This is a genomic window from Sphingomonas sp., from assembly GCF_048595155.1.
GTDB lineage: Bacteria > Pseudomonadota > Alphaproteobacteria > Sphingomonadales > Sphingomonadaceae > Sphingomonas_I.
The window spans coordinates 62,788-87,759 of the sequence record NZ_JBMDXN010000110.1; the positions used below are offsets into that span (position 1 = coordinate 62,788).

At 61.9% G+C, this 24,972-nt stretch carries 23 protein-coding genes and 1 tRNA gene; 11 read left to right on the forward strand and 13 right to left on the reverse strand.

The window, feature by feature from the left end:
• Positions 1–2: 2 nt before the first annotated feature.
• Complete coding sequence (gene ppa, locus ACOJSI_RS17670; RefSeq protein WP_420139626.1) at positions 3–539, reverse strand: inorganic diphosphatase; 537 nt, start codon at positions 537–539, stop codon at positions 3–5.
• A 61-nt stretch (positions 540–600) separates the two neighbouring features.
• Positions 601–1,092, reverse strand: coding sequence for a MarR family winged helix-turn-helix transcriptional regulator (locus tag ACOJSI_RS17675; RefSeq protein WP_420139627.1), 492 nt, complete (start codon positions 1,090–1,092; stop codon positions 601–603).
• Between the two features lie 75 nt (positions 1,093–1,167).
• On the opposite strand from ACOJSI_RS17675, the gene ACOJSI_RS17680 reads away from it, so the two are divergent.
• The 4 genes from ACOJSI_RS17680 (at position 1,168) to ACOJSI_RS17695 (ending at position 5,393) form a co-directional block, all read left to right on the forward strand.
• A complete protein-coding gene (locus ACOJSI_RS17680) occupies positions 1,168–2,268 on the forward strand; it encodes a branched-chain amino acid aminotransferase (protein WP_420139628.1) in 1,101 nt (366 codons plus the stop codon).
• Positions 2,269–2,310: 42 nt separating this feature from the next.
• Positions 2,311–2,385 (forward strand) — tRNA-Gln (locus tag ACOJSI_RS17685).
• 294 nt (positions 2,386–2,679) lie between these two features.
• Complete coding sequence (locus tag ACOJSI_RS17690; RefSeq protein WP_420139629.1) at positions 2,680–4,206, forward strand: ArnT family glycosyltransferase; 1,527 nt, start codon at positions 2,680–2,682, stop codon at positions 4,204–4,206.
• Complete coding sequence (locus tag ACOJSI_RS17695; RefSeq protein WP_420139630.1) at positions 4,203–5,393, forward strand: hypothetical protein; 1,191 nt, start codon at positions 4,203–4,205, stop codon at positions 5,391–5,393. Before ACOJSI_RS17690 ends, ACOJSI_RS17695 begins: the two co-directional genes overlap by 4 nt.
• A 10-nt stretch (positions 5,394–5,403) precedes the next feature.
• Here the strand turns inward: ACOJSI_RS17695 and ACOJSI_RS17700 are convergent, their stop codons facing one another.
• From ACOJSI_RS17700 to ACOJSI_RS17710, 3 genes are read right to left on the reverse strand one after another with little or no spacing between them, the layout of a single operon-like run.
• Complete coding sequence (locus ACOJSI_RS17700) at positions 5,404–7,794, reverse strand: TonB-dependent receptor (RefSeq protein ID WP_420139631.1); 2,391 nt, start codon at positions 7,792–7,794, stop codon at positions 5,404–5,406.
• Between the two features lies 1 nt (position 7,795).
• Entirely contained in the window at positions 7,796–8,731 is a 936-nt protein-coding gene (locus ACOJSI_RS17705; protein ID WP_420139632.1) for a FecR family protein, read from the reverse strand.
• Positions 8,732–8,767: 36 nt separating this feature from the next.
• Positions 8,768–9,280: an RNA polymerase sigma factor gene (locus ACOJSI_RS17710; protein WP_420139633.1), complete on the reverse strand. Its 513-nt coding sequence runs from the start codon at positions 9,278–9,280 to the stop codon at positions 8,768–8,770.
• A 210-nt stretch (positions 9,281–9,490) separates the two neighbouring features.
• Between ACOJSI_RS17710 and ACOJSI_RS17715 the strand changes: the two genes are divergently transcribed.
• Positions 9,491–10,645 carry a polyprenol monophosphomannose synthase gene (locus ACOJSI_RS17715; RefSeq protein ID WP_420139634.1) on the forward strand — a complete coding sequence of 385 codons (1,155 nt, stop codon included), beginning with the start codon at positions 9,491–9,493 and terminating at the stop codon, positions 10,643–10,645.
• A gap of 415 nt (positions 10,646–11,060) precedes the next feature.
• On the forward strand, positions 11,061–12,044 hold the full coding sequence (locus ACOJSI_RS17720; RefSeq protein ID WP_420139635.1) for a proline iminopeptidase-family hydrolase: 984 nt from the start codon (positions 11,061–11,063) through the stop codon (positions 12,042–12,044).
• Between the two features lie 57 nt (positions 12,045–12,101).
• Here ACOJSI_RS17720 and paoC read toward each other — a convergent pair whose 3' ends face one another.
• The 4 genes from paoC to ACOJSI_RS17740 form a co-directional block, all read right to left on the reverse strand.
• Positions 12,102–14,321: an aldehyde oxidoreductase molybdenum-binding subunit PaoC gene (paoC, locus tag ACOJSI_RS17725; protein WP_420139636.1), complete on the reverse strand. Its 2,220-nt coding sequence runs from the start codon at positions 14,319–14,321 to the stop codon at positions 12,102–12,104.
• Positions 14,318–15,277, reverse strand: coding sequence for an FAD binding domain-containing protein (locus ACOJSI_RS17730; protein ID WP_420139637.1), 960 nt, complete (start codon positions 15,275–15,277; stop codon positions 14,318–14,320). Before ACOJSI_RS17730 ends, paoC begins: the two co-directional genes overlap by 4 nt.
• Positions 15,274–15,903, reverse strand: coding sequence for a 2Fe-2S iron-sulfur cluster-binding protein (locus ACOJSI_RS17735; protein WP_420139638.1), 630 nt, complete (start codon positions 15,901–15,903; stop codon positions 15,274–15,276). Before ACOJSI_RS17735 ends, ACOJSI_RS17730 begins: the two co-directional genes overlap by 4 nt.
• Positions 15,904–16,014: 111 nt before the next feature.
• Positions 16,015–16,620, reverse strand: a complete 606-nt coding sequence (locus ACOJSI_RS17740; protein WP_420139639.1) for a hypothetical protein — start codon at positions 16,618–16,620, stop codon at positions 16,015–16,017.
• A gap of 122 nt (positions 16,621–16,742) precedes the next feature.
• Between ACOJSI_RS17740 and ACOJSI_RS17745 the strand changes: the two genes are divergently transcribed.
• The 4 genes from ACOJSI_RS17745 to ACOJSI_RS17760 all read left to right on the forward strand — a co-directional run bounded on the left by ACOJSI_RS17745 (position 16,743) and on the right by ACOJSI_RS17760 (position 20,773).
• Positions 16,743–17,423 carry a TMEM175 family protein gene (locus ACOJSI_RS17745; RefSeq protein ID WP_420139659.1) on the forward strand — a complete coding sequence of 227 codons (681 nt, stop codon included), beginning with the start codon at positions 16,743–16,745 and terminating at the stop codon, positions 17,421–17,423.
• A gap of 353 nt (positions 17,424–17,776) precedes the next feature.
• A complete protein-coding gene (locus ACOJSI_RS17750) occupies positions 17,777–18,775 on the forward strand; it encodes an XdhC family protein (protein ID WP_420139640.1) in 999 nt (332 codons plus the stop codon).
• Entirely contained in the window at positions 18,772–19,776 is a 1,005-nt protein-coding gene (moaA, locus tag ACOJSI_RS17755; protein ID WP_420139641.1) for a GTP 3',8-cyclase MoaA, read from the forward strand. The genes ACOJSI_RS17750 and moaA overlap by 4 nt, the downstream gene beginning before the upstream one ends.
• A 136-nt stretch (positions 19,777–19,912) precedes the next feature.
• Positions 19,913–20,773: a VOC family protein gene (locus ACOJSI_RS17760; RefSeq protein WP_420139642.1), complete on the forward strand. Its 861-nt coding sequence runs from the start codon at positions 19,913–19,915 to the stop codon at positions 20,771–20,773.
• Between the two features lie 95 nt (positions 20,774–20,868).
• Here ACOJSI_RS17760 and ACOJSI_RS17765 read toward each other — a convergent pair whose 3' ends face one another.
• On the reverse strand, positions 20,869–21,582 hold the full coding sequence (locus ACOJSI_RS17765) for a DUF2490 domain-containing protein (protein ID WP_420139643.1): 714 nt from the start codon (positions 21,580–21,582) through the stop codon (positions 20,869–20,871).
• Between the two features lie 366 nt (positions 21,583–21,948).
• On the opposite strand from ACOJSI_RS17765, the gene ACOJSI_RS17770 reads away from it, so the two are divergent.
• Positions 21,949–22,410, forward strand: coding sequence for a cupin domain-containing protein (locus ACOJSI_RS17770; RefSeq protein ID WP_420139644.1), 462 nt, complete (start codon positions 21,949–21,951; stop codon positions 22,408–22,410).
• Between the two features lie 64 nt (positions 22,411–22,474).
• Here ACOJSI_RS17770 and ACOJSI_RS17775 read toward each other — a convergent pair whose 3' ends face one another.
• The 3 genes from ACOJSI_RS17775 to ACOJSI_RS17785 all read right to left on the reverse strand — a co-directional run bounded on the left by ACOJSI_RS17775 (position 22,475) and on the right by ACOJSI_RS17785 (position 24,808).
• Positions 22,475–23,107 (reverse strand): winged helix-turn-helix domain-containing protein, encoded by a 633-nt coding sequence (locus ACOJSI_RS17775; protein ID WP_420139645.1) that lies wholly within the window; start codon positions 23,105–23,107, stop codon positions 22,475–22,477.
• A gap of 118 nt (positions 23,108–23,225) precedes the next feature.
• Entirely contained in the window at positions 23,226–24,284 is a 1,059-nt protein-coding gene (locus ACOJSI_RS17780; protein WP_420139646.1) for a FecR family protein, read from the reverse strand.
• Entirely contained in the window at positions 24,281–24,808 is a 528-nt protein-coding gene (locus ACOJSI_RS17785) for a sigma-70 family RNA polymerase sigma factor (RefSeq protein WP_420139647.1), read from the reverse strand. The genes ACOJSI_RS17780 and ACOJSI_RS17785 overlap by 4 nt, the downstream gene beginning before the upstream one ends.
• Between the last annotated feature and the right edge of the window lie 164 nt (positions 24,809–24,972).

Consider the following 24,972-nt stretch of genomic DNA (forward strand, 5'->3'; position numbering starts at 1 on the left):
GATTAGCCCTTGGCGGCCTTGGCGGCGGCGATGGCCTCCAGGATGATCGTCCGCGCCTCTTCGGCGTCACCCCAATTGCCGATCCGGACCCACTTCTGAGCCTCAAGATCCTTATAGTGGGTGAAGAAATGCTCAATCTGCGCCAGCACGATCGACGGCAGATGATGCCGCTCGCCCACATCGGTATAATAAGGGAAGGTGGTGTCGACCGGAACGCAGACCAGCTTCTCGTCGCCGCCAGCCTCATCCTCAAGCTTCAGTACCGCGATGGGGCGTGCGCGAACCACGCAGCCCGGAATGAAGGGCGACCGTGCGATCACCAGCGCGTCGAGCGGATCGCCATCCGGGGACAGCGTATGCGGAACGAATCCGTAATTGGCCGGATAGCGCATCGGCGTATGCAGGATCCGGTCTACGAACAGCGCCCCCGACGCCTTGTCGAACTCATATTTGACCGGTTCGCCCCCCACCGGGACCTCGATGATCACGTTGACTTCGTGGGGCGGGTCCTTGCCCACCGGGATGAGTTCGATGTTCATAAGCCGGGTCGGATAAAGCCGTCCGGGCGGTTGTGCAACTCATTGCTGCGCCTGCGAACGATCAGCCCGGTATGTCGCCGAAATCGGCCAGCCGGTTACGCTCTGCTGGCGGGATCAAAGCTTCCAGCACGCGCCAAAATCCGGTCACCGAATCCTGGCCGGCCTGCGCGTAAGCGGCCGACAGCCGGGCGCGCATCGCTTCGAACAGCTCCTGCTCCAGCTTGGCGCCGGCCGGCGTCAGGCGCAGCAGCCGTTGGCGCCGGTCTTCGCGGCCGACGCGTGTTTCCACCATTCCACGGTCGGTCAGCTCGCTCAGCACACGACCGAGCGACTGCTTGGTGATCGCCAGTGTGCGAAGGAGCGCGCTGATGGTAAGATCGGGCTGGCGGGCGATGAAATAGAGCGCGCGGTGATGCGCGCGTCCCATGCCTTGTTTGGCAAGACATTCGTCGGTTTGACGGTAAAGATGCCCATAACCGAAGAAGAGTAGCTCGGCGCCACGCCGTATTTCGGTTTCGCGAAGGAAGAGTGGGGAAGCGGACGGGACAGCCATATTGACCTAATGTGGCATGCACCTTAGGCCCCTGCAACCGCCGACGCATAGATTTTGAATAGGTTACACACGAATATGGCGAGCGATTCCAACCTGACCTTCGCATTCGAGCAGAGCAAGGCGCCGCTGGCGCTCAACGAGCGCGCGCGCCTCCTGCAGGATCCGGGTTTTGGCCGCGTGTTTACCGATCATATGGTGACGATCCGCTACAAGGAAGGCCAGGGCTGGCATGACGCCAAGGTCCACCAGCGTCGCCCGCTCGAGATGGATCCGGCCAGCGCGGTGCTCCATTACGCCCAGGAGATCTTCGAGGGGCTGAAGGCGTATCGCACCACGGATGGCGGCGCGTCTCTGTTCCGCGCGGATGCCAATGCGCGCCGCTTCCGTGCCTCTGCGGAGCGGTTGGCGATGGCGCCGCTGCCGGATGAACTGTTCCTGGAATCCTGCCGCCAGCTGGTGAAGGCGGACCGCGACTGGATCCCGGAAGGCGAGGGCTCCGCGCTCTACCTGCGCCCGTTCATGATCGCGAGCAGCGTCTTCCTGGGTGTCCGCCCGGCTGACGAATATCTGTATATCGTGATCGCGTCGTCGGTCGGTTCCTATTTCAAGGGTGGCGCGCCTTCGGTGACCTTGTGGGTGTCCGATCATTTCAACCGCGCGGGCCCCGGGGGCACGGGGGCGGCCAAGTGCGGCGGCAATTATGCCGCGAGCTTGTTGCCCCAGAAGGAGGCGATCGCCGAGGGATGCGATCAGGTGATCTTCCTCGACACAGTCGAGAAGAAATGGATCGAAGAGCTGGGCGGAATGAACGTCTTCTTCGTCATGGACGACGGATCGATGATAACGCCGCCGCTGGGCGATACGATCCTGCCGGGCATCACGCGCGATAGCCTGATCACGCTGGCGCGCGATCGCGGCCTGACCCTGCGCGAGGAACGATATTCGATCGATCAATGGCGGGATGATGCGCACAGCGGCAAGCTGCGGGAGGCCTTTGCCTGCGGTACGGCAGCGGTCGTGACGCCGATCGGGCGCGTTCGCGGACGGGACGGACTGGACTTCACAATCGGCGACGGCGGGCCGGGATCGCAGACGGAGCAGCTCCGTACCGCGCTGGTCGATATCCAGCGCGGATTGGCGCCGGATCCATATAAGTGGGTCGAACGCGTTTTCTAAGCCTTCCCATGCGCCGCGCGCTGGCTATAAGCGCGCGGCTGTTGGGGCGTCGCCAAGTGGTAAGGCAGCGGCTTTTGGTGCCGCCATTCGCAGGTTCGAATCCTGCCGCCCCAGCCAATTTCCGGATTTGCCGGCACCTATCGTATATCGACCCAAGGCCGCGCGCCGGCGGCATCGTCTTGATGGCAAAGCCAGAGACGACAAGATGCACGACGCCGACATGAAGTTCACCCCGACTAAGACCGCTTTGGACGCAACGGGCTCATCCTTCCGGTGCCGGAGCGTCTATGGCCATGTCGGTCGGCCGTGGTGAAGGACGTGATCGTGGATGCTCGGCTGACTGCTGTGGGACATCAATCCGGTATGTTTGCGTCGTCCTTGCCGCTCACATCCGACGGTCTTTTCGGCCGGATGGAGCGATCCCCACTCACCAGCCTGTTCCTGCTGTCGATGCTCCTGGCCTTGGTTACCCGCGTCTGGCAGTTCGGTAATCCGGTGATCCAGGTCGACGAGCAGCTCTACCTGCTGATCGGCGATCGCATGCTGCATGGTGCGGTTCCCTTCGTCGATATCTGGGACCGCAAACCCCTTGGCATTTTCCTGCTCTATGCCGCTATCCGGATGCTCGGTGGCGTGGGCATCATCCAATATCAGATCGTCGCCACGATTTTCGCAGGGCTGACCGCCTTCCTGATCGGCGTCATGGCGCTCCGAATGGCAAGCTGGCGCGGGGCCGTTATCGCCGCGACCGCCTATCTCATCTGGCTGATCGTCTTCGACGGATCGGGCGGGCAGACGCCGGTCTTCTACAATCTGCCCGTGGCCGGCGCAGGGCTGCTTGTGCTGGAAGGGACGCGCGCTGGGGCGAGCAGGGGCAAATTCCTGGCCTTCGCCGCTTTGGCGATGTTCGCCATGGGCGTTGCGCTGCAGATCAAATATTCCGCGGTGTTCGAGGGCATTTTCTTCGGCGTCTTCCTGCTGTGGCGGGCGCGCGAGCGGTTCGGCCTTTTCCCTGCTCTTGCCTGGGGCGTGGTATGGATTGCGGTGGCATTGCTGCCCACCGCGGCCACCTTCGCCTGGTATGTCGCGGCCGGCTATGCCGATGCCTTCATCTACACCAACTTCATTTCCATCTTTCAACGTGGCGCCTGGCCCGCCGGCACGCTCATCGGCCGCGTGCTCACCTTCGTGAAGCTCGCAAGTCCGCTTGCGATCTGCGCCATCATCGAATGGCGTTCCCGCCGCGAGCTGGCGGCGATCGATGCGGAGGAAGCGCATGCCCGCCGCTTCGCATTCGGCTGGCTGATGTCGGCGGTGCTGGGGCTGCTGCTGTTCGGCACCTATTTCATCCACTATTTCCTGCCGGTCCTGGTTCCGCTCAGCTTGTATTGCGCGCGGATCCTCGGGCGGCCGGATTCGCACATCGCGATCCGTTCGGCCCATTTCGAACAGCGTGTCTCGATCGCGGTGGTGATCTTGCTGGTGGGCATCGCTCTGGCGGCGGGAACGTCGCTGAAGCGCCTGAAGCATCGCGGCAAGGCCGAGCCGATTACCCAATTCGCCCACGTGATCACGCGCAACCTGGACGGCTGCCTGTTGGTCTTCGATGGCGAACCCATTCTCTATCAGCTGACCGGCGCATGCATTCCGACCAAGCTGGCTTTCCCGAACCACCTCAATGATGACATTGAAAAGGGGTCGCTCGGGTTGGATCCGACGGAAGAGACGCGTCGCATCTTCCGCGATGTGCCGCCTGACATGGTCGTCACGACCGACCGTCCCGATCCTGGCTACAACGTAGCTACCCGCGCAATTGCCGAGAAGGTGCTGGCGCGCGACTATCATTTGGTCGGCGAGCAAAAGATCGGATCGCGGGTGCGCCTGGCCTATAAGCGCAATGCGACCGCGGGCGCGGTTGCAGCGGGGTCGGCGTCATGACACCCTATCTCGTCAGCGGCCAGGCGCCGGGGGAGCCCGGCAAGAGCACAGCGACGCGACCACGGCGGGTCTGCTTCCTGTTCACCGGCCAATTGCATCATGTTCCACATGGGCTGGAAACGGCTCTGGCGCTGGCGAAGATGCCTGGCATGACCGTGGCGATCCGCGTGACCAGCGAGGCGCATCTGGATCTGATCCGGCCGGTGATCCCCAAGGATGGCCCGGCGCCGGACCTGGCGATGATCGGTTCCGCGTCGCTGCGCATGCTGGGGCGCGTTCGGGGCTCCAGCGTTCCGCCCAAGAAGTTGACCCTGCTCCATGCCCGGGAGGAGCTGAACGGCTATGACGCGATCGTGGTGCCGGAAAGGACATCCACCGCCGCGCGTCGCTTGGGAATTACCGCGCCGAAGCTGATCCATATCGATCATGGCGCCGGGGATCGATCGGCCGGCTATGATCCGCGCATCGCCGACTTCGATTTCGTTCTCCTCGCAGGCGATAAGCAGCGCGAGCGCATGATCCGGCAGGGCCTGCTGAAGCCCGGCTGCTTCGAGATTGTGGGGTATCCTAAGTTCGAATCCGCCGATCGCATCCGGCCGGCCATCGCCTATCCCTTCGCCCGGCGGCGCCCCGTGTTGCTGTACAACCCGCATTTTGTGAGTGAGCTAAGCTCCTGGCACAGATGGGGTCCGGACATCATTGCCCGCATCGTCGAGACGGGCCGCTACAATCTCATCGTCGCCCCCCACGTGCGTCTGTTCGAGGGCGGCCGTGCCCGCCGGCAGGCGTTGCGCCTGTTGGAGCCATGCGTTGGCCGACCGGACATCCATATCGATCTGGGCAGCCATCGATCGATCGATATGACCTATACCGAGTTGGCGGACGTCTATCTCGGCGATGTCAGTAGCCAGGTCTATGAGTTCCTGCGCCGACCGCGGCCATGCGTATTCCTCAACCCCAATGGTGCCGATTGGCTGGGCAATGAGGATTATGCCCATTGGCGTTATGGCCGCGTGATCGGTCATCCGCAGATGCTCCTGCCGGCCCTCGAAGCTGCGCACACCGACCATCAACTGTTCGAACATGCGCAGATCCGCGCCTTTCGTCAGACGTTCGACGTTGCCGCGAAGCCCGCGTCGTTGCGGGCGGCATCGGCAATCGCCCGCTTCTGCCTGCGGCACGCCTGAGCGAGCGGAGCTAGAAGTGGCGCTCGATCGAAAGGCGGACGGTTCGTGGCCGCAGCGGCGTGATTTGCGACAATTCGCGCGCGAAGGGCGTGCCCAATGCGAAGCGGTTACCCACGACGTCGAACAGGTTGCTGACGCCAAGCGTGATGCCGAACCGGTCTTTCGCGAGCTTCGCGGACAGCCCGGTCTCGGAATATTGGCCCTGCTGGCCGCCTAGCACCGGGCCGACGCCGAGCCGGGAGCGACCGACATAGCGCGTCCACCCTTCCAATGTCAGTGTGGAGGCGTCGGATCGGATTACCTCGTAGCGGGCCGAGACGCGCGACGAGAATTTGGCGACGTTGGGAATGCGGCCGAGCGGATCGAGCGCGATCTGCTGCGCCTTCAGCAGGTCGAAGCGCGCCATCTGATTGACCAGCGACTGGAGGAAAGCCGCCGATGGCTCGGTCACGCGGCTGTCATTATAGGTGGTGGCGAGTTCCAGCACGAGGCGCGGTGTCGGCTTGATACGGAGCGAGCCGCTGACGGAATAGATTCGGCCGGTACCGATATTGCTGGTGCTGGGAAGGCCGGTATCGTCGATATAGTCGGCCTGGATGTCGTTCCAGCGTGAATAGGATGCGCTGAGCGCACCGCCGATCAGCTGCCGCGCGCCCTCCCCAAAGCGCAACCCCGTTTCGATCGAGCGGATATGATCGCCCTTGAAGCGGCGGATGATAGCGCCCTCGACGGCGAGCCCGCCGGGGCGAATGCCTTCCTGATAGCGCAGGAACGCCAGTGCCCCATTGCCGATGCGCGCCGAAAGGGCGCCCGACGGCATGATATTATCCTCCGATCGGCTGGCCGTAACGCCGCTTCGCAGCAGGTTTTGGAAGGAGGCGAAGGGTATATCCTTGGCAGAACCGGTGAGGCGATCGTGCGTCACCCGGATTCCGCCGGTGATCGTCAGAAAGGAGCGCTGCACGCTCGCCTCGGCAAAAGCGGTTATTTCATTGACGATATTGGTGACGCCGGTGGTCGGCGCAGGTGCAGCGATGCTGCCCAATCGCCTGCCCAATGTCGTACGATTATGCGTGTAACTGGCGCCCACGACCCAGCCGAAACCGTTGCGAAGCGGGCTCCAGAGGCGGTTTTCGGTGGTGAACATGGCGGTGCGGTTGCGCTGGACGAAGAGCTGCGGCCTCGTCGGATCGATCGTCGCATCATATTGTTCGGTCAGCCGGTGGCGCACCAATCCGCTGGAGGATTGGAAGCGAAGCGAGGACCATTTCTTCTCGACCGACAGGCTCGCGAGCCGATAGTCGGAATCAAATCCGCCCGGGGTCGGACTGGCGCGCTCGAGCGGCGGCAGATCGCGGTCGGCATATTGGCTGTCGCGCCCATGGTTGCTCTGAAGCACCGCGCCGGCTTGCACGCGCCAGCCATCTCCCGGCTCATAAAGGAAAGTCCCACGGCCGCCGACCGTTCTGGTACGATTGACGTTGCGCTTCTCGCGCTCGACATCGTCGATATAGCCGCCCTCGGTGATGCCATAGCCCACCAGGCGCAAGGCGGCGTCGCTGCTGACGGGAAGGTTGAGCCAGCCGCCAAGATCGCCGCCCGGCGACCCATGCGCGGTCGCGGATACGCCCGCGGAGATCGTTCCCCCGATCTGGTTCAGGACGGGCGCGTTAGGATTGGTGCGCAGGATTCCGCCGAGCGAGCCTGCGCCGTACAGGGTTCCTTGCGGTCCCTCGAGCACTTCAACCGATCCGATATCGTAGAGGCGCAGGTCGGGGTCGGGAGCATTATAGGTGAGGCGGATATCCCCCAGATATTGGCCGACGGTGCCCTGCGTCGGGCCCGTAAAGCTGGAATCCGCGATACCGCGGATGAAAAGCTTGTTGCGGCCGGCGCCGAGATAGGTGGATGACACGCTGGCGAGGCGCACGACGATCGTATCCGTGCCCCGTTCGCCCTCCGATACAAAGCGGCTGCCGTCGAGAATTTCGACCGCTGCCGGGAAGTCCAGCAGGCGAAGGTCGCGCTTGCTGGCCGTGACCACGACTTCGCCTTCGGCGACAGGTTCGGGCGGCGTGGCGGGCCGTGGCGCTCGTGCGGGAGGGGGGGATGGGCGCGTCGAGACGGCGCGATATACCGACGTGCCCAGCTTTACCGGTCGCGCACCGGCCGCCCCGAGAATGCGTCGCAACGCCGCCTCGGGCGAGCCCGCGGCCGAGAAACCAGCAACCGGCTTGGCCCAGAGGGAGGGATCCTCGATGGACACGCTGATCCCGCTTTGCGCCGACAATTGGCTCAGCGCACTCGCCACCGTTCCGCTCGCGATGATGAGCGGACGATCGCCGGCGTAAGCGGGGCTGGCGACAATGATGAAGGCGACAAAAGTGGCCAGCCGGGTCATTTCAAGATCGGGTTATCCGCCAGTGATTCCCCTCACGTACTACCCTGGCGCGGAACAATGGTGCCAGTGGCGCCAGATCTTTCGGATCGGCCACGCTGACCACACCCGTAAAGGGCTCATCGGCGAAGTCGCGATCGACCTGCACGGCTGTTCCGGAATAGCGGGCCAGATCCGCTGCCACCTTCGACAGCGGCTCATTGGAATAGACGAAGCGTCCTTGCGGCCATGTGCCGACCAAGGCCGGGGCGATGCTGCTGCGTATGGCGCTGCCATCCGCCGAATTGACGCGCAGGCGCTGGCCGGCGGCGAGATCGATCTGCTGGCCCGCTGCGACATATTGCACAGCGCCTTCCGAGACCTCTACGTCGGTTTCGGTCGCAGAGCGGGTGACATTGAAGCGTGTGCCCAGATCGACCAGCCGTGCGCCATCCAGTTGAACCGTGAACGGTCGCGCCGGATCGTGACGGACTTCGAACAAAGCCTCGCCGCGATCGAGCTTCGCGAACCGCTCGTTATCCCGATCCAGAACGAGCTTGCTGCCGCCGTTCATGCGAACAATCGTGCCGCCCGCCAGAACAAGCTGCCGCTGTTCGCCCGGCGCGGTGATGAGATCATAATGGCTGTCCGACCGCAGGAGCGGGACGGAGATCATCGCAATCAGTGCTGCCGCGACAGCAACGGCGGCGCCGCCCCAATATCGACGGCGCGGCTGCGCAGGAGGTGCCTGATCCTGCAAAAGAGGTTTTGGGCCATGTCCCGGAAGTATCGGATCCAACCGTCGATCAGCATCCGAGAGGCGCTGATAACTCTCCAGATGAAGAGGATCGGCCCCGAGCCACTGCTCGAGTTCTTCCCACGCGACGAAATCATCATCGCGCACGCGCACGAGCCACGCGAGCGCTTCATCCTCGATCTCGTCAGTTAATTTGTGGTTCATCGATATACCTCGTGAACCTTGACGGAGCCGTTAGGGTCAAGCCTCATCGAGACGCCTCCGAAGATCCAGCATGGCGCGATAGGCTTTACGGAGATCGGCTTCTACGGTGCTCAGGCTTATCTGCAATTCCTGCGCAATCTGCTTTTGCGGAATGCCGTCGATGCGGTGTCGACGAAATATATGTGCAGCACGCTCCCCAAGGCCGGCCAAGGTCTCTTCCGCCATGCGCAGATGCTCGCGCGCGATGAGTGGCCGTTCGCCGGCCGGCTCTTCGGACATGTCGCGTCCGGAGGTTGCGACGTTGGTCCAATCCGAATCCCGTTTGCTCGCCTGTCGGGTTGCCCGATAGCGATCCAGCATCAAATTGTTTGCGGCCCGATAAAGATAGGAGAGGGGCTGCGCGATCGGCCCGGAGATGCTCACGGACACGCGGATCCATAATTCCTGCAACAGATCCTCGGCAGCATCGCCCGCCCCTTGCGCGGCAAGAAAGCGCAAGAGCTTGTCGCGGTTCGCGAGGAAGACGGCTTTCAGGCCGTTGTCGAGCATCGTCGGACAGGGCCTATTCGCGGTGGCAGCATGTCAGCCGTCTAGCCGGTAGGGCCTCCAGGGCCAACTATTGCTGTGTTTCAAGACCCTATTCCCTGGAACGGGTAAAACAAAGGCCGAGGGCGACACAGTCCGTCTGCAACGTAAACGCGCGTTTCCGCGTGCGCGACAAGGATGTGGGGATGGGCGAAACGCTGTGTTGATCCGGACATGATGCTTCTCGATCTGAATGTGGCGCATGCGCACCAACTGCCGTTCAGCGATGGGCTGACACGCGTGCAGGCGGCTGTACGAGCTGCGCCTGCCGAATTCGCGGTCGTGATCCCGACCTTCAATGAGCGGGCGAATATCAGCGAGTTGGTCGATCGGATCCGATCGGTGCTGGCCGATGTGCATTGGGAGATCATCATCGTCGATGACGATTCGCCGGACGGCACGGCAGAGCAGGCGCGCGCGCTGCATCGGGAAGATGCACGCGTTCGGCTCCTTCATCGCATCGGCCGAAGAGGTCTGTCTTCCGCATGCATCGAAGGCATCCTTGCGTCGTCGGCACCCTATGTCGCGGTCATGGATGCCGACCTTCAGCATGATCCTGTCCTGCTGGGCGAGATGCTGGCCATTCTCCGGAGGGGGCAGGCCGACATCGCCTATGCAAGCCGCCATTGTGCCGGGGGTTCGACCGGCGATTGGGACGAGCATCGCATTGCGGCCAGCCGCGTCGCCACATGGGCTGCGAACCAAGCGATTTCGGTTCCGCTGAGCGACCCGATGAGCGGCTATTTCGCTATGCGACGTGGCGTGATGCAACAGGTGGCGCATCGCCTTTCCGGGGTCGGATTCAAGATCCTGCTGGATATCATCCTCGCGTCCGATCGTGTGCTGCGTGTTGCCGAGGTGCCGCTCACCTTCGCGTCGCGCACCCGCGGCACGAGCAAATTGTCGACCAAGGTCATGTGGGAGTATGCAGCAATGCTCATCGAGCATCGCAGCGGCGGCGCCATAAGGGCACAGGATGTGTCGAATGCGACGCTCGCCGCGGCCGGGTTGCTGGCCAACCTGGTGATACTCGGCACTTTGTTCGGGCTGTTGCGCTGCCCGATTGGCGCTGCCGCAGCGCTGTCGGGCCTGGCATCGTGTGGAGCGGTGTTTGCGATCAGCACGATCGTATCCAACCGTACCTGCGGCCGCTGGCGATGGTATCTTGCTCTGTTGCCGTTTGCAGGTTCCTGCACCTTCGGAATTGTTGCCGATGGGGTCGTCACCGCCTTGCTGTTCGGCGCCGGATGGCATTGGCTCGTGTCTGGTGGCTGTGGCGCCATGGCCTGTGCTGCGTTGATGCGACGCGCGATCCGGCATCATCTTTGACGATTCCCGCGCAGATCAGCGCGGGCGCGCCTTCGCAAGCGGGCATGGAATGGCGAGCGCAGTGCCTGCATCCTCCGGTCCGGCCTTTGCCGGAAAGCTTGCGTGGCGCTGGAACTGAGACGGCTGCGGTTCGCAGCTGAGAAGAAAGACAATCTCCAGAATAGCTACGACTGCAACGAGCGGCAGCAATGGGATCGATTTAGGGTTGTCCATTGGATTTCAATTCTGAAGGACACGCGCCCGCAGTGGTGCGAAACCATCGCTGCAAGTATCGCCGCAAATAGCGTGTCAATTCGGTGCAGGTTCCGATCAATAGTCCGTTAAACATCGTTATCGGGGTCGACCGTCACTCGAAAACGTGGCGAGATTTAATATTACAGTGTGGATATACGCTATGATGAGGGAGCGAGAGCTGGTGGACAGTTCGTTACAGTGGAGCCGGCGGCGAAGTCTGGCAGGCGGTGCGGCTCTGTTGGCCATTGCGGGCATCGGCCCTGTGGGCGGTGCGGCGATCCCGGTCACCGCCGCTATTCCCAGCGCAGATGGCTATGCCAACGTGCCCGGAGGGCGCATTTACTGGCGGCGCTTCGGCAATGGATCGAAGACGCCGTTGTTGACCCTGCACGGCGGCCCCGGTGCCGCGCACAATTATCTTCTGTCGATGAGCGCGCTCGCCGAGGATCGGCCGGTGATCTTCTACGATCAACTAGGCTGTGGGAAAGCGGACGCTCCCGCCGACGATGCGATCTATACCATCCAGCGTTCGGTCGAGGAGCTCGATGCGGTGCGCAAGGCGCTGCGTCTGGACCGGGTGATCCTCTACGGTCATTCCTGGGGAACGCTGCTGGCGATTGAATATCTATGCCAGAAACGAGGCGCGGGCGTCGAGAAGCTGATCCTGGCGGGCGCACTTCCCAGCGTTCCGCAGGCAAGCGCCGGCATGCGACGGCTGATCAACAGCATGCCGGGCGACTATGCCAGGAAGCTGGATATGCTGGAAACGGCCGGCAAGATGCAAACGCCCGAATATGCCGCGCTGGTGCAGCAATTTTACGATCGCTTCGTGCTTCGGGTTCCGCCGACGCCCGATGCGCTCGTGAGCTTCGATGCCTTGGCCAAATCGATCGCCTACCGCGTGCTGAACGGACCCAATGAGTTCACGATCACCGGCAAAATCAAGGATTGGGACAGGCGTGCGGATCTGGGCACCATTACCCAGCCGACCCTGCTCACGACCGGCGAGTTCGATGAGATCACGATGGACTGTCACCAGACGATCCAAAAAGGCGTTGCAGGACGCGCCAAGCTGGTGGTGATGCCGGGTTGCTCGCATCTGACGATGGTCGAGCAACCTCAGCAATATAACCGCATCGTGCGAAGCTTTCTCGAGGCAGCATGACCGCGGTGCTTTGATAGCCCGTAACGGTGGGGCGATCGTCATGATCGCCCCCCTGTATCATGCGATCGCTGGCAAATGCGCGAGATGCTTGTCCAACGTGATCGGATAGTCACGAATACGGACGCCGGTCGCATTATAGACTGCGTTCGCAACGGCCGCGCCGACCCCGCAGAGGCCGAGCTCACCCACGCCCTTTGCCTTCATGGGCGATGATTTGTCGTCCGGATAATCCAGAAACACGACGTCGAGATCCGGAATGTCGGCATGGACCGGAACCTCGTATCCCGCGAGATCATGATTGATGAACAGGCCGAAGCGCTTCTCTACCGCCAGTTCCTCCATCAGTGCTGCGCCGACCCCCATGGTCATGCCGCCAATCACCTGGCTGTGGGCGGTCTTTGCATTGAGGATGCGTCCCGCGTCGCAGACCGCCAACAGCCGGCGAATCCGCATCTCGCCCGTATAGGCGTTTACGGCTGCTTCGCAGAAATGCGCAGCGAAGGTGGATTGCTGATACTTTTTTGCCAGATCCCCATATTCCATGCCGTCTTCCGCGATGATCGGGCCGTCTTTGGCGGCGGTGCGTAGCGCGGCGCTATGAGTTCCATCGGTCACATTGCCACCGGCAAATTGCGCCTGATCGGGATTGATCTGAAGCCGTTCTGCAATGGATCTGCGTAGCGCCATCGCCGCGGCATAGACCCCCGATGTCGCGCTATTGGCACCCCATTGGCCGCCCGATCCCGACGCCTTGGGAAAGCGGGAGTCGCCCAATTTAACCGTCACGTCCTGGACATCGACGCCCAGCATCTCGGCCGCTGTTTGCGCGATGATGGTGTAGCTGCCCGTGCCGATGTCGGTCATGCTCGTTTCGACGGTGATGGCGCCAGACGGTTCAAGCGTGATGCGGGCTGCGGAAGGCTGGATCAGGTTGTTCCGGAAGCCGGACGCGACGCCCATGCCGATCAGCCATTCTCCGTCACGAACCTGGCCGGGCTTCGGGTTGCGTCGCGCCCAGCCAAACCGTTCTGCACCGGTTCTGAGGCATTCGATCAGATGGCGCTGCGAAAACGGGCGACTGGGATCGATGGGATCAACCTGGGTATCGTTCCGGATCCTCAATTCCACCGGATCCATCCCGAGTTGTTCGGCAAGCTCGTCCATCGCCATCTCGAGCGCCATCAGTCCCGGCGCCTCGCCGGGCGCGCGCATATCGGCGGCCTCCGGCAGGTCGAGCGTGGCAAGCCGCAAAGTCACTGCGCGGTTTGCTGCAGCATATAAGAGGGCGGTCTGGGCCGCGGCCGGCTCCGGCGTGGCCTTCGGCAGATTGCCGCTGGTACTGGTGTGACTGATCGCTACCAGTGTGCCGTCACGCTTGGCGCCGAGCTGGATGTGTTGGATCGTCGCCGCCCGATGCGTGCTGTTGTTGAACATGAAGGTGCGTGCCTGGGCGACCTTTACCGGACGCTTGACCGCCTTGGCGGCGAGTGCGGCGAGCACGGCGTCGCACCGCATATAGAGTTTGCTGCCGAAGCCGCCCCCGATGAACGGAGAGTCGAGGCGAAGTTGTTCCGGCTGAAGCGATAGCGCGCGGGCCACATCCGGATGCCACCAGCCGATCATCTGCGATGAAGTCCAGATCGTCAGCTTGTCACCGTCCCATGCCGCAATGCTGGCATGCGGCTCCATCGGAGAATGGCTGTGCACGGGCGTCGTATATGTGCGATCAAGCTTCACCGGGGCATCCCGGAAGGCGGCGGCGAAATCGCCCCCCTTGATCACAGGTGGTGCATCGGGACCGTGATTGCCCTTGTCCGGCGTGACCTTGGCGGAGGCGCTTGCGCTTTGGAGATCGAATGAGCCGGGCGAGCGCGCATAATCCACCACGATCAGATGCGCCGCCGCGCGCGCCTGCTCGAACGTCTCGGCGACGACGATCGCGATGGCTTGATGATAGTGAACGATATCGGGCCCACCGAACAGCGTCGCGATATTATGTTCGCCCTGCTGCAGCGGCGGCATGTCCAGCGTCGTGACCACGCCGATCACGCCGGGCGCGGTCCGTGCCTTCGCCACGTCGATATGTTCGACGCGGCCTTTGGCAATCGCGGCACCCAGGATGAAGCCATAAGCCTGATTGGGGACGACATCATGTCGCTCATACGCATATGGCGCGGCACCGCTTACCTTGAGCGGGCCGTCGACCCGCGTGATCGGCTTGCCGATGACACGCTGCTGATCGATGGGATTGAGCCCGGCGGGCGTATCGAACCTCATGCGCTGATTCCTTTCGCCTGTTGCATGACCAGACCGAGCGTCCGCTCGGCGAGGGAAAGCTTGAATTGATTCTGCTGCGTGGGGGCGGCGCCGACAAAGGCGCGTTCGACGACGCGGCGCGACCCGCTGGCGACCTCCGCTTCGGCCTCGGGAACGCGCCACGGCCGGGGCGCAACACCGCCAAAGGCGACGCGTGCGCTTCCGTCCCGTTGGATAACCGCCGCGACGGAGACAAGGGCGAAGGCGTAAGAGGCACGGTCGCGCACCTTGTGATAAAGGTGCGTACCACCGGCTGGCCTCGGCAGGATCACGGCGGTGATCAGCTCGCCCTTGGCGAGAACGTTGTCGAACTGCGGCGTTTCGTCGGGAAGTCGGTAGAATTCGTCCAGTGCAAGCATGCGTCGCTCGCCCGCGGCATTGATCGTCTCGATCGTAGCGTCCAGCGCGCGCAACGCGATTGCCATGTCCCCGGGATAGGTCGCGATGCAGCTTTCGCTGGCACCGATGATCGCCAGCGAACGGGAGAAGCCGGCGATGGCCGAGCAGCCGCTGCCCGGCACACGCTTGTTGCAGGGCAGATTGGTGTCGTAGAAATAGGGGCATCGCGTGCGCTGCAGCAAGTTTCCGCCCACGCTGGCCGCGTTGCGCAGCTGACCGGAGGCACCGGCCACGATCGCGCGGCTGACCACGCCATAATCGCGCCGGATCCGAGGATCGGTCGCCAGTGCAGCGTTGCTGACCAGCGCACCGATGCGCAGGCCGCCCTGCGGTGTCGCTTCAATCCCGTCCAGTGCCAGATCCTGGATATCGACCAGGTGGGTGGGGCGCTCAATCTGCAGTTTCATCAGATCAAGCAGGTTGGTGCCGCCGGCGATGTAGCGGGCGCCTTCGGTGCTCGAGACCGTCTCCACGGCAGCGGTGAGGGAGGATGCGCGTTCATACGTGAAAGGGATCATGACTGGGTCTCCACCACCTGGGCGATCGCCTTGTGGATGTTGGCATAGGCTCCGCAGCGGCAGATATTGCCGCTCAGCCGCTCCCGCATTTCGACGTCGGTCGGCTTCATCGGCGCCGTGATGTCGGTCGTTACATGGCTGGGTACGCCGCGCCGCACCTCGTCCAGCGCGCCCACCGTCGAACAAATCTGGCCTGGCGTGCAATATCCGCACTGATAGCCGTCATGATCGAGGAAGGCCTGTTGCAAAGGATGGAGCTTCTCGGCGGACCCGATCCCTTCGATCGTCGTGATCTCCCGCCCGCTCTGCATGACCGCGAGGGTGAGGCAGGAATTGATCCGGTGTCCGTCGGAGAGCACCGTACAGGCTCCGCATTGACCGTGATCGCAGCCTTTCTTGGTGCCGGTCAGGCGCAGATGGTCGCGTAACAGATCCAGTAGCGTCGTGCGGGGATCGATCGTGCTTTGGTAAACCTTGCCGTTCACCGTCAAGCTGACGCGCTCTGAAGGCGTGCTGTCACTCACTTTCGCAGCGTCCGGGCTTGCGGCGGCACCCGCCCTCACGGGGGCCGCCGCGGTCGCAGCAAGAACGTGGCGTCGTGACATTTCGAATGCTGCAAGAGTCATTTTAATCTCCCGACCTGATCTTAAGCATGGAGTAAATCCATCATTGGTCATTGTTGGTGCAGTTAATTCATGTTTTCTAGCGCTAACTAGAAGAGCAATTATTTGTTAAATCTATGGAAGTACCTCGATCCGCATCTGCTGATGTTTCAAGCGCCAAGTTCTGGTGATCCTTCGGCTGAAGGGTGAGACAAACCAGATCACGCTGATCGACAGGAGGAAGGACGTCATGATCAGCCGAATGGGCCACGGGATATCGGGCACGAGCAGCAGGAAGGTCCCGTTGAGAAGCAGTAAAAGCGGGAGCATCGACAGCCACGTCGTCAGCAGCACTTTCCACTTGGGCCCGGATTCGTCGCTGGGCACGGTCAGTTTGGCGACCCGATGATGGATCGTGCAGAGCTGACGCAGTGAATGATCTTCAAAAGCCTTGATCATCTGCTGGCGCTCGGCGGCAGCCTGCCATTGCTGCAGATCCTCCCTGCTTCTGAACAGGGAGATGACGAAGCTCAGCCCATTTTCTTGCTGCAGCAGCAGCGTCATGATGTGCCGGCGCTTTGCCGGCTGGCTGATGAGGGCATTCTTGAAGGCCTGGACGATCGCGTCGCCTTGGCCGCCGCGCACGATGAGCGATGTGATCGCAGCCACCGGGGTGGCGGGCGCCGCCTCGATCGTCGATTGGTTGGGAAAATCATCGGTGGCGTGTTCCAACATCTGCATTGCGCGACTCCTCGTTCGCTTCGCAGTATCGGATAAGATCAAGGATATCGCAGGTCCGATGAAATAAGGTTAAATTGCCTTACGCGTTGAGAAAATCCGCAACGGCGGCGTTGATGTGCAACATGCAGGCTGGAGCGATTATCGTGTCTTCACCTCTGAGGCGGAGCCGGGACAGCGGATATCATCGGGCTGAAGCTTATAGCGACGCCGTCTTTGCGATTATATCCACGTTGATCGCCTATGATCTGATGCAGACGGGCGCACATGCCGGCAGCGACCTGGCGACAGATCTCCTTAGGGCATGGCCTTCTTATCTGGCGTTCGGAATGAGCTTCCTGGTCGTCGGCCAGATGTGGCTGGTGCATCATAATCTTTGGCAGATGATCCGGACCGCAGATCAAGGTTTGCTGGTGCTGAACCTGATACTTCTCCTCTTCATCGCCGTGCTGCCCTGGGCTGCGAAGCTGGTGGCCGTGCATTGGGACGATCACGAGGCGAACAACCTGAGGATCGCGACGATCATCTACGCCGTGATCGCACTGGGCCAGGCTCTGACGTTCAACATGACGCTGCGATGGGCGAGGGCGCGAGGCCTGTACGATGACAGCATGACGGACGCCCGTTATCAAACGGTGCGTCGCCGTTTCCTGATCGGCCCCGCAATCTATGGATCTGCGCTGCTGGTCGGCTTCGTTTCGCCGTCCTTGAGCATCGGTGCCTACTTCCTCGCAGCGTTGGCCTATATCGACATGGGGTTCATCTCGCCTGGCAGAGCGCCCGAACGAGACGCGGCGGGCGAGTGACAAGTCGTCCCTATTAACAATTCACATCCTTTAAGACTGTGGGGTTCATCGATCTGGTATATTTAGTATTCGATACAGTCCTGGCCCGGGCCAGAAAATGGAAGTGCAACTGACCATGATGTATGTGGAGCGATGTGCTTACGCGACGATCAGGCTCGGGTCTGAGCAAGATCATGATTTCAGGGCTCCCCATCTGTGCTTCGATACCAGGCTGAACAGGTTTCCGGAACCGGTCCCGCAATGTTCGGCAGCGTCGGCCATTCGGCGATGACCGGTGTCGCTGTGCATAAATCCGTAGAACGCTGCCAGGCTCGGGCGACGCCGCGGTATCGGGCAAAGCGGCTTTGCCGACCGTGAAGGGCGCACTTTCCATCTTCCGCTTCTTGCGCGCCGCTGCCGATCAAGGGCGGCGCGTTGTCTTGGTGACGCTCACCGATGTCATTGGACGTGGGGCGCGCGCGCCCGGTGCCCATATGGGCGTGTGCGAGGACGGAACCTTCATCGGCGCGCTATCGAGCGGCTGTGTCGAGGCGGCCATCGTCGCCGAGGCCTTGGCGGTGCTTGAGGAGAGGCAGAGCAGGCAGGTCAGGTTCGGGCTCGGATCTCCGTATCTGGACATTCGCTTGCCCTGTGGCGGTGGGATTGACCTGCTGTTCACGCCCGATCCGCCGGCGGACCAGCTTGCCCGTCTGATCGACCTGTTGGAGGCGAGACGATGCGCGAGCCTGCAACTGGATCTGGGTGGCTTGGCTGCGGGGGCGTCGGACATGGTCGGGTGGAGCGATGGGATCTTCCACGTGCGCCATCATCCCGACCCACGGTTGGTCATCATCGGCCAGGGACGGGAGGCGGTATCGCTGACGCAACTGGCGTGGGCTTACACGCCCGACGTCGCGGTATTCAGCCCGGACCGTTCCGTTCTCGAAGACGTCGGCGCGGCCGGGTCGCCGCTGTTGACGCCCAGTGCGGCGCCCACCCTCGGGGCCGATGCCTATACCGCGATCGTCTTCCTCTTTCACGATCATGATTGGGAAGGTGATCTTCTGTGTCAGGCGCTCGCCACGCCATCCTTCTACATCGGCGCGATGGGCAGCGCGGCGACACGGCAGGGGCGAGCCGAGGCCTTGCTGGCGCGCGGCTGCTCGGCCCAGGCGATCGCGCGGGTCCGTGCGCCGATCGGGCTGATCCCCGCCGCAAGAGATCCGGACACGTTGGCCGTCTCGATCCTGGCGCAGATTGTTCAGGCCTATGCTGCGCATATCGATCGGACATCGGCGGAAGTGGCGGCATCCATCGCTGTCCCTGAAGCGTCATGGGAGGAGCCGCGCCGTTTGGCGGGCGCGCTATCATGACGGGCGGGGCCTCGGTTGCCGGCCTGATCGATCGATATGGCCGCACGATCGACTATTTGCGCGTCTCCGTGACAGACCGCTGCGATCTGCGCTGTCGCTATTGCATGAGCGAGCAGATGCGCTTCCTCCCCCGTACCCAGCTAATGGGGCGGGATGATATTGCCACGATCGTGGGACGCTTCATCGCGCGCGGGGTCCGGAAGGTCAGGATCACCGGTGGCGAACCGCTCGTGCGGCGCGATATCCTGGACCTGATCGAGGATCTCGGCACGCATCTTGGGCAGGGGCTGGAAGAACTGACGCTGACAACCAACGGCACGCAACTGGAACGCTGTGCGGCCCGGCTGCACAGCGCCGGCGTAAAGAGGATCAACGTCAGCCTGGACACACGCGATCCGCTTCTCTTCCGGCAGATTACGCGGCGCGGCGACCTCGACAAGGTCTTGGCCGGCCTGCATGCGGCCAAGGGCTGCGGCCTGGCCGTAAAGATCAATATGGTCGTGCTGGCGGGGCTTAACGACACGGAAGTTCCGGCAATGCTGCGCTGGTGCGGTGTGCAGGGGTTCGATCTCAGCCTGATCGAGACCATGCCGCTGGGCGCGATTGATGAGGATCGCGCGGACCGGTTCGTGCCGCTAACCGAAATCCTGGAGCGGCTGTCGGGCGAGTTCGCGCTCGAGCGTGATGCGCACCGCACGTCGGGTCCGGCGCGCTACTGGCGATCCCCTTGGGGAACGCGGCTCGGCCTGATCTCGCCGCTGACGGCGAACTTCTGCGATGGCTGCAATCGCGTCCGGCTGACGACGGACGGCAAACTTTATACGTGCCTGGGGCACGATGATGCGGTCGACCTGCGGCATGCCTTGCGCGCGGGAGGTGCCCCTGCGCTGGATGCGGCGATTGATCATGGCTTGGCACACAAGCCGGCTCGGCATCATTTCCGGATAGAACCGGGTTCAGGGCCGACGGTTGCCCGCCATATGAGTGTAACCGGCGGATAATCCATCATCTGAATTAACAGGCATAAATCACTGTACTGTCGCGCCTTATTTTGAATGGTCTGTTTAACAATAAACTATCTGATCTTTTCTCCTTCTTCGGATTTCATCATCCAGATCCGCCAAGAGGAGATATGTCATGATCGATAATGATAGTGATGGTGCCAATATTTATGAACGACGCGATCTGTTGAAGACGGCCGGCTTGGCCACCATGGCCGGCCTTGCAACCTCCGCTGTCGTGTCAGGCGGCTCCGCGTCATCCCAGCCGCCGCGCGGCAAGGTCCGGGATCGTGATCAGGCGCCGCTTGGCCTCCGTCTCCAGGGGATCCAGCATTTTGGAGTAACGGTTCAGGATCTGGATCGCGCATTCGAATTCTACACCGAAGTCTTGGGCGGTACCGAAGTCATGCGGGATGGCGACTTCAAGGGTGAGGCCGTGCAAAATACGCTGATGCTGGATCAGGAGATACTGGCACACGAGCAGAAGATCGATCCGCGCACCATCGGCGTACCGGACCTCAAGGGCGGTGCCCAGCGACTGGATGTTCGTTTCGTCCAGTTCGACAATGTCGTGGTCGAGTTGCTTCACTATCGCGATGCCGTTCAGCCCCAGGATCATGGGGACAGCTGGGCGGAGCCGCGGGATCATATGAGCCCTGCTTATCCGCGCTCGATGCACATCTGTTTCTACATTCGTGACGATGTCGACTTCAATAAATTCATCCATGATCTCGAGGCGGAATCTGCGCGTCGCGGCATGACGCAAGTGCGCGCCAATCGCATCGTCACGGTGCAGACGGAGGCCGAACGCAAGGCATTGCCCATGAGCGCGAATACCAATCCCATTCGGCAGGGGAAGTCGAACGGCTGGACGCTGATTTACTGCAAGGGGCCGGAGGGTGAGCAACTTGAATTCGTGCAGGCGCTCGATCCGGTGAAGCAGACGTTCAAGGCAGCCTATGATGCACGTCAGCGCATGCTGGCGGCTACGGCATGAACCTTTCCACCCTGCCGCGATCTGTCTGATGGCGGCGCATGGCGGGTTGCGTACGGCATGTGCCGGCGCAGCTCGCCATCAGGTGATCCAGCCGTTCACAGCGTCACAAGCAGCGTTGCTTGCGCGATATGGCGCACGCCGTTGCGGCCGGGGCGGAAGTTAGTTTGGTTGAGGTAGCCGAGCTCGGCGCTTAACCCTGGTCGCAATGGTACGCCCACGCCGACGAAGTTGAACATGGTCGAGAAGCCGGAACGGCTGGACCAGTTGGTCGCATTCACCGAGTAAAACATCTCATTCCAAGCAATCGTTTTGAGGCCATCGCTGCGGATCGGCAGGTCGATCCGCGTGAATTGCCGCAAGCGCGTCGCAACCTGATCGCCCTTTTCCGGAATCCTTTGTTCGACGCGCATGCGCAGCGTCAGCCGCGTATGATCCGAATGTTGCGAGGAGCGGTAACTGATCTCCTCAACCAGCCGGTGCTCCTTGAAGCGCGACCCTATCCCATCGTTGATGCTGAAGTAGGTGTAGCCGCCACCAGCCGACAGTTTCTCGGTTATATGATAGGACAGGATTCCGCGCAGGAGCAGTCGCCCGGCGCGCGACGCATCGTCGGTCAGGCCGGAATTCACGTCACCCCTGAAATCCCAATGCGTCGACGACGCCGTAAGGGTGACCGTCGACCAGAATTGCACATCTTCCCGTTGCGGCTGGGCATGGCTGGTCGTCGCCGCAGCAGCGCAAAGGGTGAGGACAAGGCCTGCCGAAGTGAGCGGGCGTAATACCCGTCGGCGGTCAAGCCGCTGCGGCACGGCTGCTTTCATGCGTGACCTGGTGGGCCCCGAGCTGGAGGAAATTGATCCTCAGACCGATTGGAGCGCAACCGGCATCGGTGTCGTATCGGCCAGCTCCGCCCTGATAAAGATAGATCGACATTGCGCATTTTGTACAATCAGCGCGTAAAAATCGAAAATTTATCTGCGTTAATAATATTAATTGTGTGTCGATATGAAATAGAGCCGCCGTAACAATGCCGAATTTCGCCTATATGTGAACTTGGCATATCGAGGTGGGGTCGCATAGCGAGCAGGTGTTACATCTTTTTACAGACGGCAACGAGGCTTTGAAGCCCGGATTCCGTCTATCTGCACGATTGCAGATAAGGAGTGATCGCTGAAATGCAGGCCAAACAGATAGTCCCCATTTTCCTGTCGGCGGTGGCGCTTGCCGCGGCCATACAGGGGCGCGCCCAGGCGCAGGCTGGGTCGGCGCCGGCCGCTGCGAACGCGGTGGTCGTCCGAAAGCTCTTCGAAGGCGCGACCACGAATTCGGGCGATCCGATCGTCATGCCGGCCGGGCATTTACAGGCGACTGTTTCGAAATATGTGATTCCGGTTGGGGCGTCGCTGCCCGTGCACAAGCATCTCTTTCCCCGCTATGGCTATCTGATCAGCGGGGCGCTGGAGGTCACGAACGCGGAAACCGGCCATGTGATGCAGTTCGCAAGCGGACAATTCGTGGTCGAAGATGTTCAGAAATGGCACCGCGCGCGCAACATGGGCCACGTGCCGGTCGAATTGCTCGTGATCGATTTCGCGCCGCCTGGTCAGCCCAACACGGTGTTGCAGAAGGCGCCGTAAGGGCCCCCCGGCCTGATTGGCAAGCCGGCTTCAGGTCTCGCGGGCGGCATCGTCGCCGCCCGTTTCAGCATTGGCTACCATCGCCCAACGCGCTGGCCATGGCAGCGAGGCCGGCCTGTTCCGCGCGCGACGGGGATCGACGATTGTTCAGGAATTCGGTGAGCGATGCGAAGCTCTCCACCCGCGCACCCACTCGCGCGAGCATGTGTCGGATCAGTTTGCGGTTTTCGCTGCTCGCTTCGATGATGAGGATGGGATCCTTGGAGACAGGCTCGCCGTGTTCCGGAAGAGGCGTGCTGGCCCGATAGGGATCATCATCCGCCAGCATGTAGCCGCGGCCGGGGATCGTCTTGATCCGCCACCGCTCTTCGCCAAGGGCGCGGCGCAGGCAGCTCAATTGCACCCGGAGATTGATCTCTTCCACTGTCGTGGTCGGCCACACATGCGCCATGATGACGTCCTTGGCCACGATCTGCCCGCGCCGTTCCACCAGGGTCATCAGCACGTCATAGGCGCGGCTTCCGAGCTCGACCGTTTCGCCCTTCAGGCGGACGATGCGCGCCGTCGGCAGAATCTCCAATGCGCCGATCCGGATCGGGTTGGTGCAAGCCGGAGCATCGTCGATCGCGCCGATATTCGTGATCTCGCCTCCGCTGATTTCCGCAATGAAGCCGAGGGATGTGTCGTTCTGATCCATACAGCGGTGCATGAGCCTAAACCTCTTAGCGGTTGTTCAACCACCAAGACGCACGTCATCCCAATTTCCTCATCCACGCCGCTATCGCATCGAAACGGCAGTCTGCATTCGCCGCGCCCTAAGGCTGCCGCGTGATCTCCAACCTGTTATCACCTGCCGGGGTGACGCGTACCGGATAAAGCATGCTCAGACTTTGCGCGAAGCGCGTAGCGTCTCCGGCACGAAAGGTGCCGCTTATCCGCATGGCGCCGACCTGGGGATCCCGGATGATCAACTGCTCGCGGCTATAGTGGTTCAGTTCGGCGACAGCGTCCGCAAGCGTGTCCGCATCGAAATGCACCATTCCGCGTTGCCATGCCACACTGTCTCCTGAGCTAGCCGAAACGATCCGGTCGGCCTGTCCGGCCCGCGCCGTAAGCTGCTGTCCTGGCTTCAGCATTTCCACTGCGCCCGCCGCGACATGGAGCGGATCATTGCCCTTGGTGACACCAACCGATCCCTCAAGAAGGGCGATGCGCGTTTCATAGCGGCGCTGGCGAATGTTGAACTTTGTGCCAAAGGCCGTGACCACCCGGTCGCCGGACGCCACGCGGAAAGGATGTGCCGGATCATGGGCCACATCGAACAGAGCCTGCCCGCGCAGTAGACGCACCGCCCGCGCGCCATCCACATAAGCGACGTCGATCGCGCTGTCGGCATCCAGCGACACCTTGCTCCAGTCCGGGAGCGTGACGCTGCGCCGTTGGCCGACCCCGGTGGCATAATCGGGAGCGCCGAAACCGCGCAGATCGGCTTGGCCAGTGCTTGCGATCTGAGGGGCGGGCGGGGTTCCGGCTCTCCGCAACCCGATCAGTACGGCGCTCGAGACAAGCACCACCAACAGCGCGGCAGCGGCATAGCGGATCCAGGTCGAGGCACGGGATCGCGGTGCAAAGGCCAGAGCCTCGCGACGCAGACCGTCAAACTCTGCGGTGCCCTCCGCCCCTTCGAAGCTGTCCCAAAGATCCCGCGCCCGTTCCCAGGCGGCGCGATTGGCCTCGCTCGCCGCGAGCCAGCGATGGAATTGCGCGTCGTAATGGCCAGCATCATCTCGCTGTAAGCGTTCCAGCCACAAGGCCGCTGCGCTGATAGGATCAAGTGCATCGACGTCGATCGGCGCAATCTTGTTGACAATCATGCGGGGTCTCCCCCGTTGCGCAGCAGATGTTCGATTGCACGGGCCATATGTTTCTCGACGGCGCTCACGGAAATACTGAAGCGGGCGGCGATCTCACCATAACGCAATCCTTCAATTCGCCGTAGTATGAAGATTGCACGCGTTCGTTCGGGCAATGTCATCAGAACAGCCTCGACCCGGCGAAGTTTCTCCTTCGCCAACAACTCGCGCAGGGCATCAACCTGATCGGCATCATAGCGATCCGGCTCCAGCGCCATTTGCGCCTCGGCCGCCCGAACGCCGCGGCGACGATTGCGATCTGCAAGAACGCTTTGCGCGGTTCGGTAAAGGTAATTTTCGAATTGCTGGATCGCCTCGCCGTCAGTCCGCTGTGTTACCCGCAGGAAACTTTCCTGCAGCAGATCTTCGGCCTCGCTGGGATCGGGCACACGCCTTCGGAACCACGCGAGCAGGACGCCGCGCATCGCGCGAAATTGTCGCGCAACCACATCGAAGCGTTCCGGACTGGGATTCACCTCGGGCATCGTTAAATCTTAACCATATCGGATTGAAATGCCAAAGGACTCCGTCCGCTGGACCTGCGACCCACCTTCTGCTGGGAAGATTAACCTCCGCTTACATGCGGATGTTAAAAATGGATAGTCGTGCCAAGTTCTTGGCGACCGCGCTTATGATCGACATGATGTTG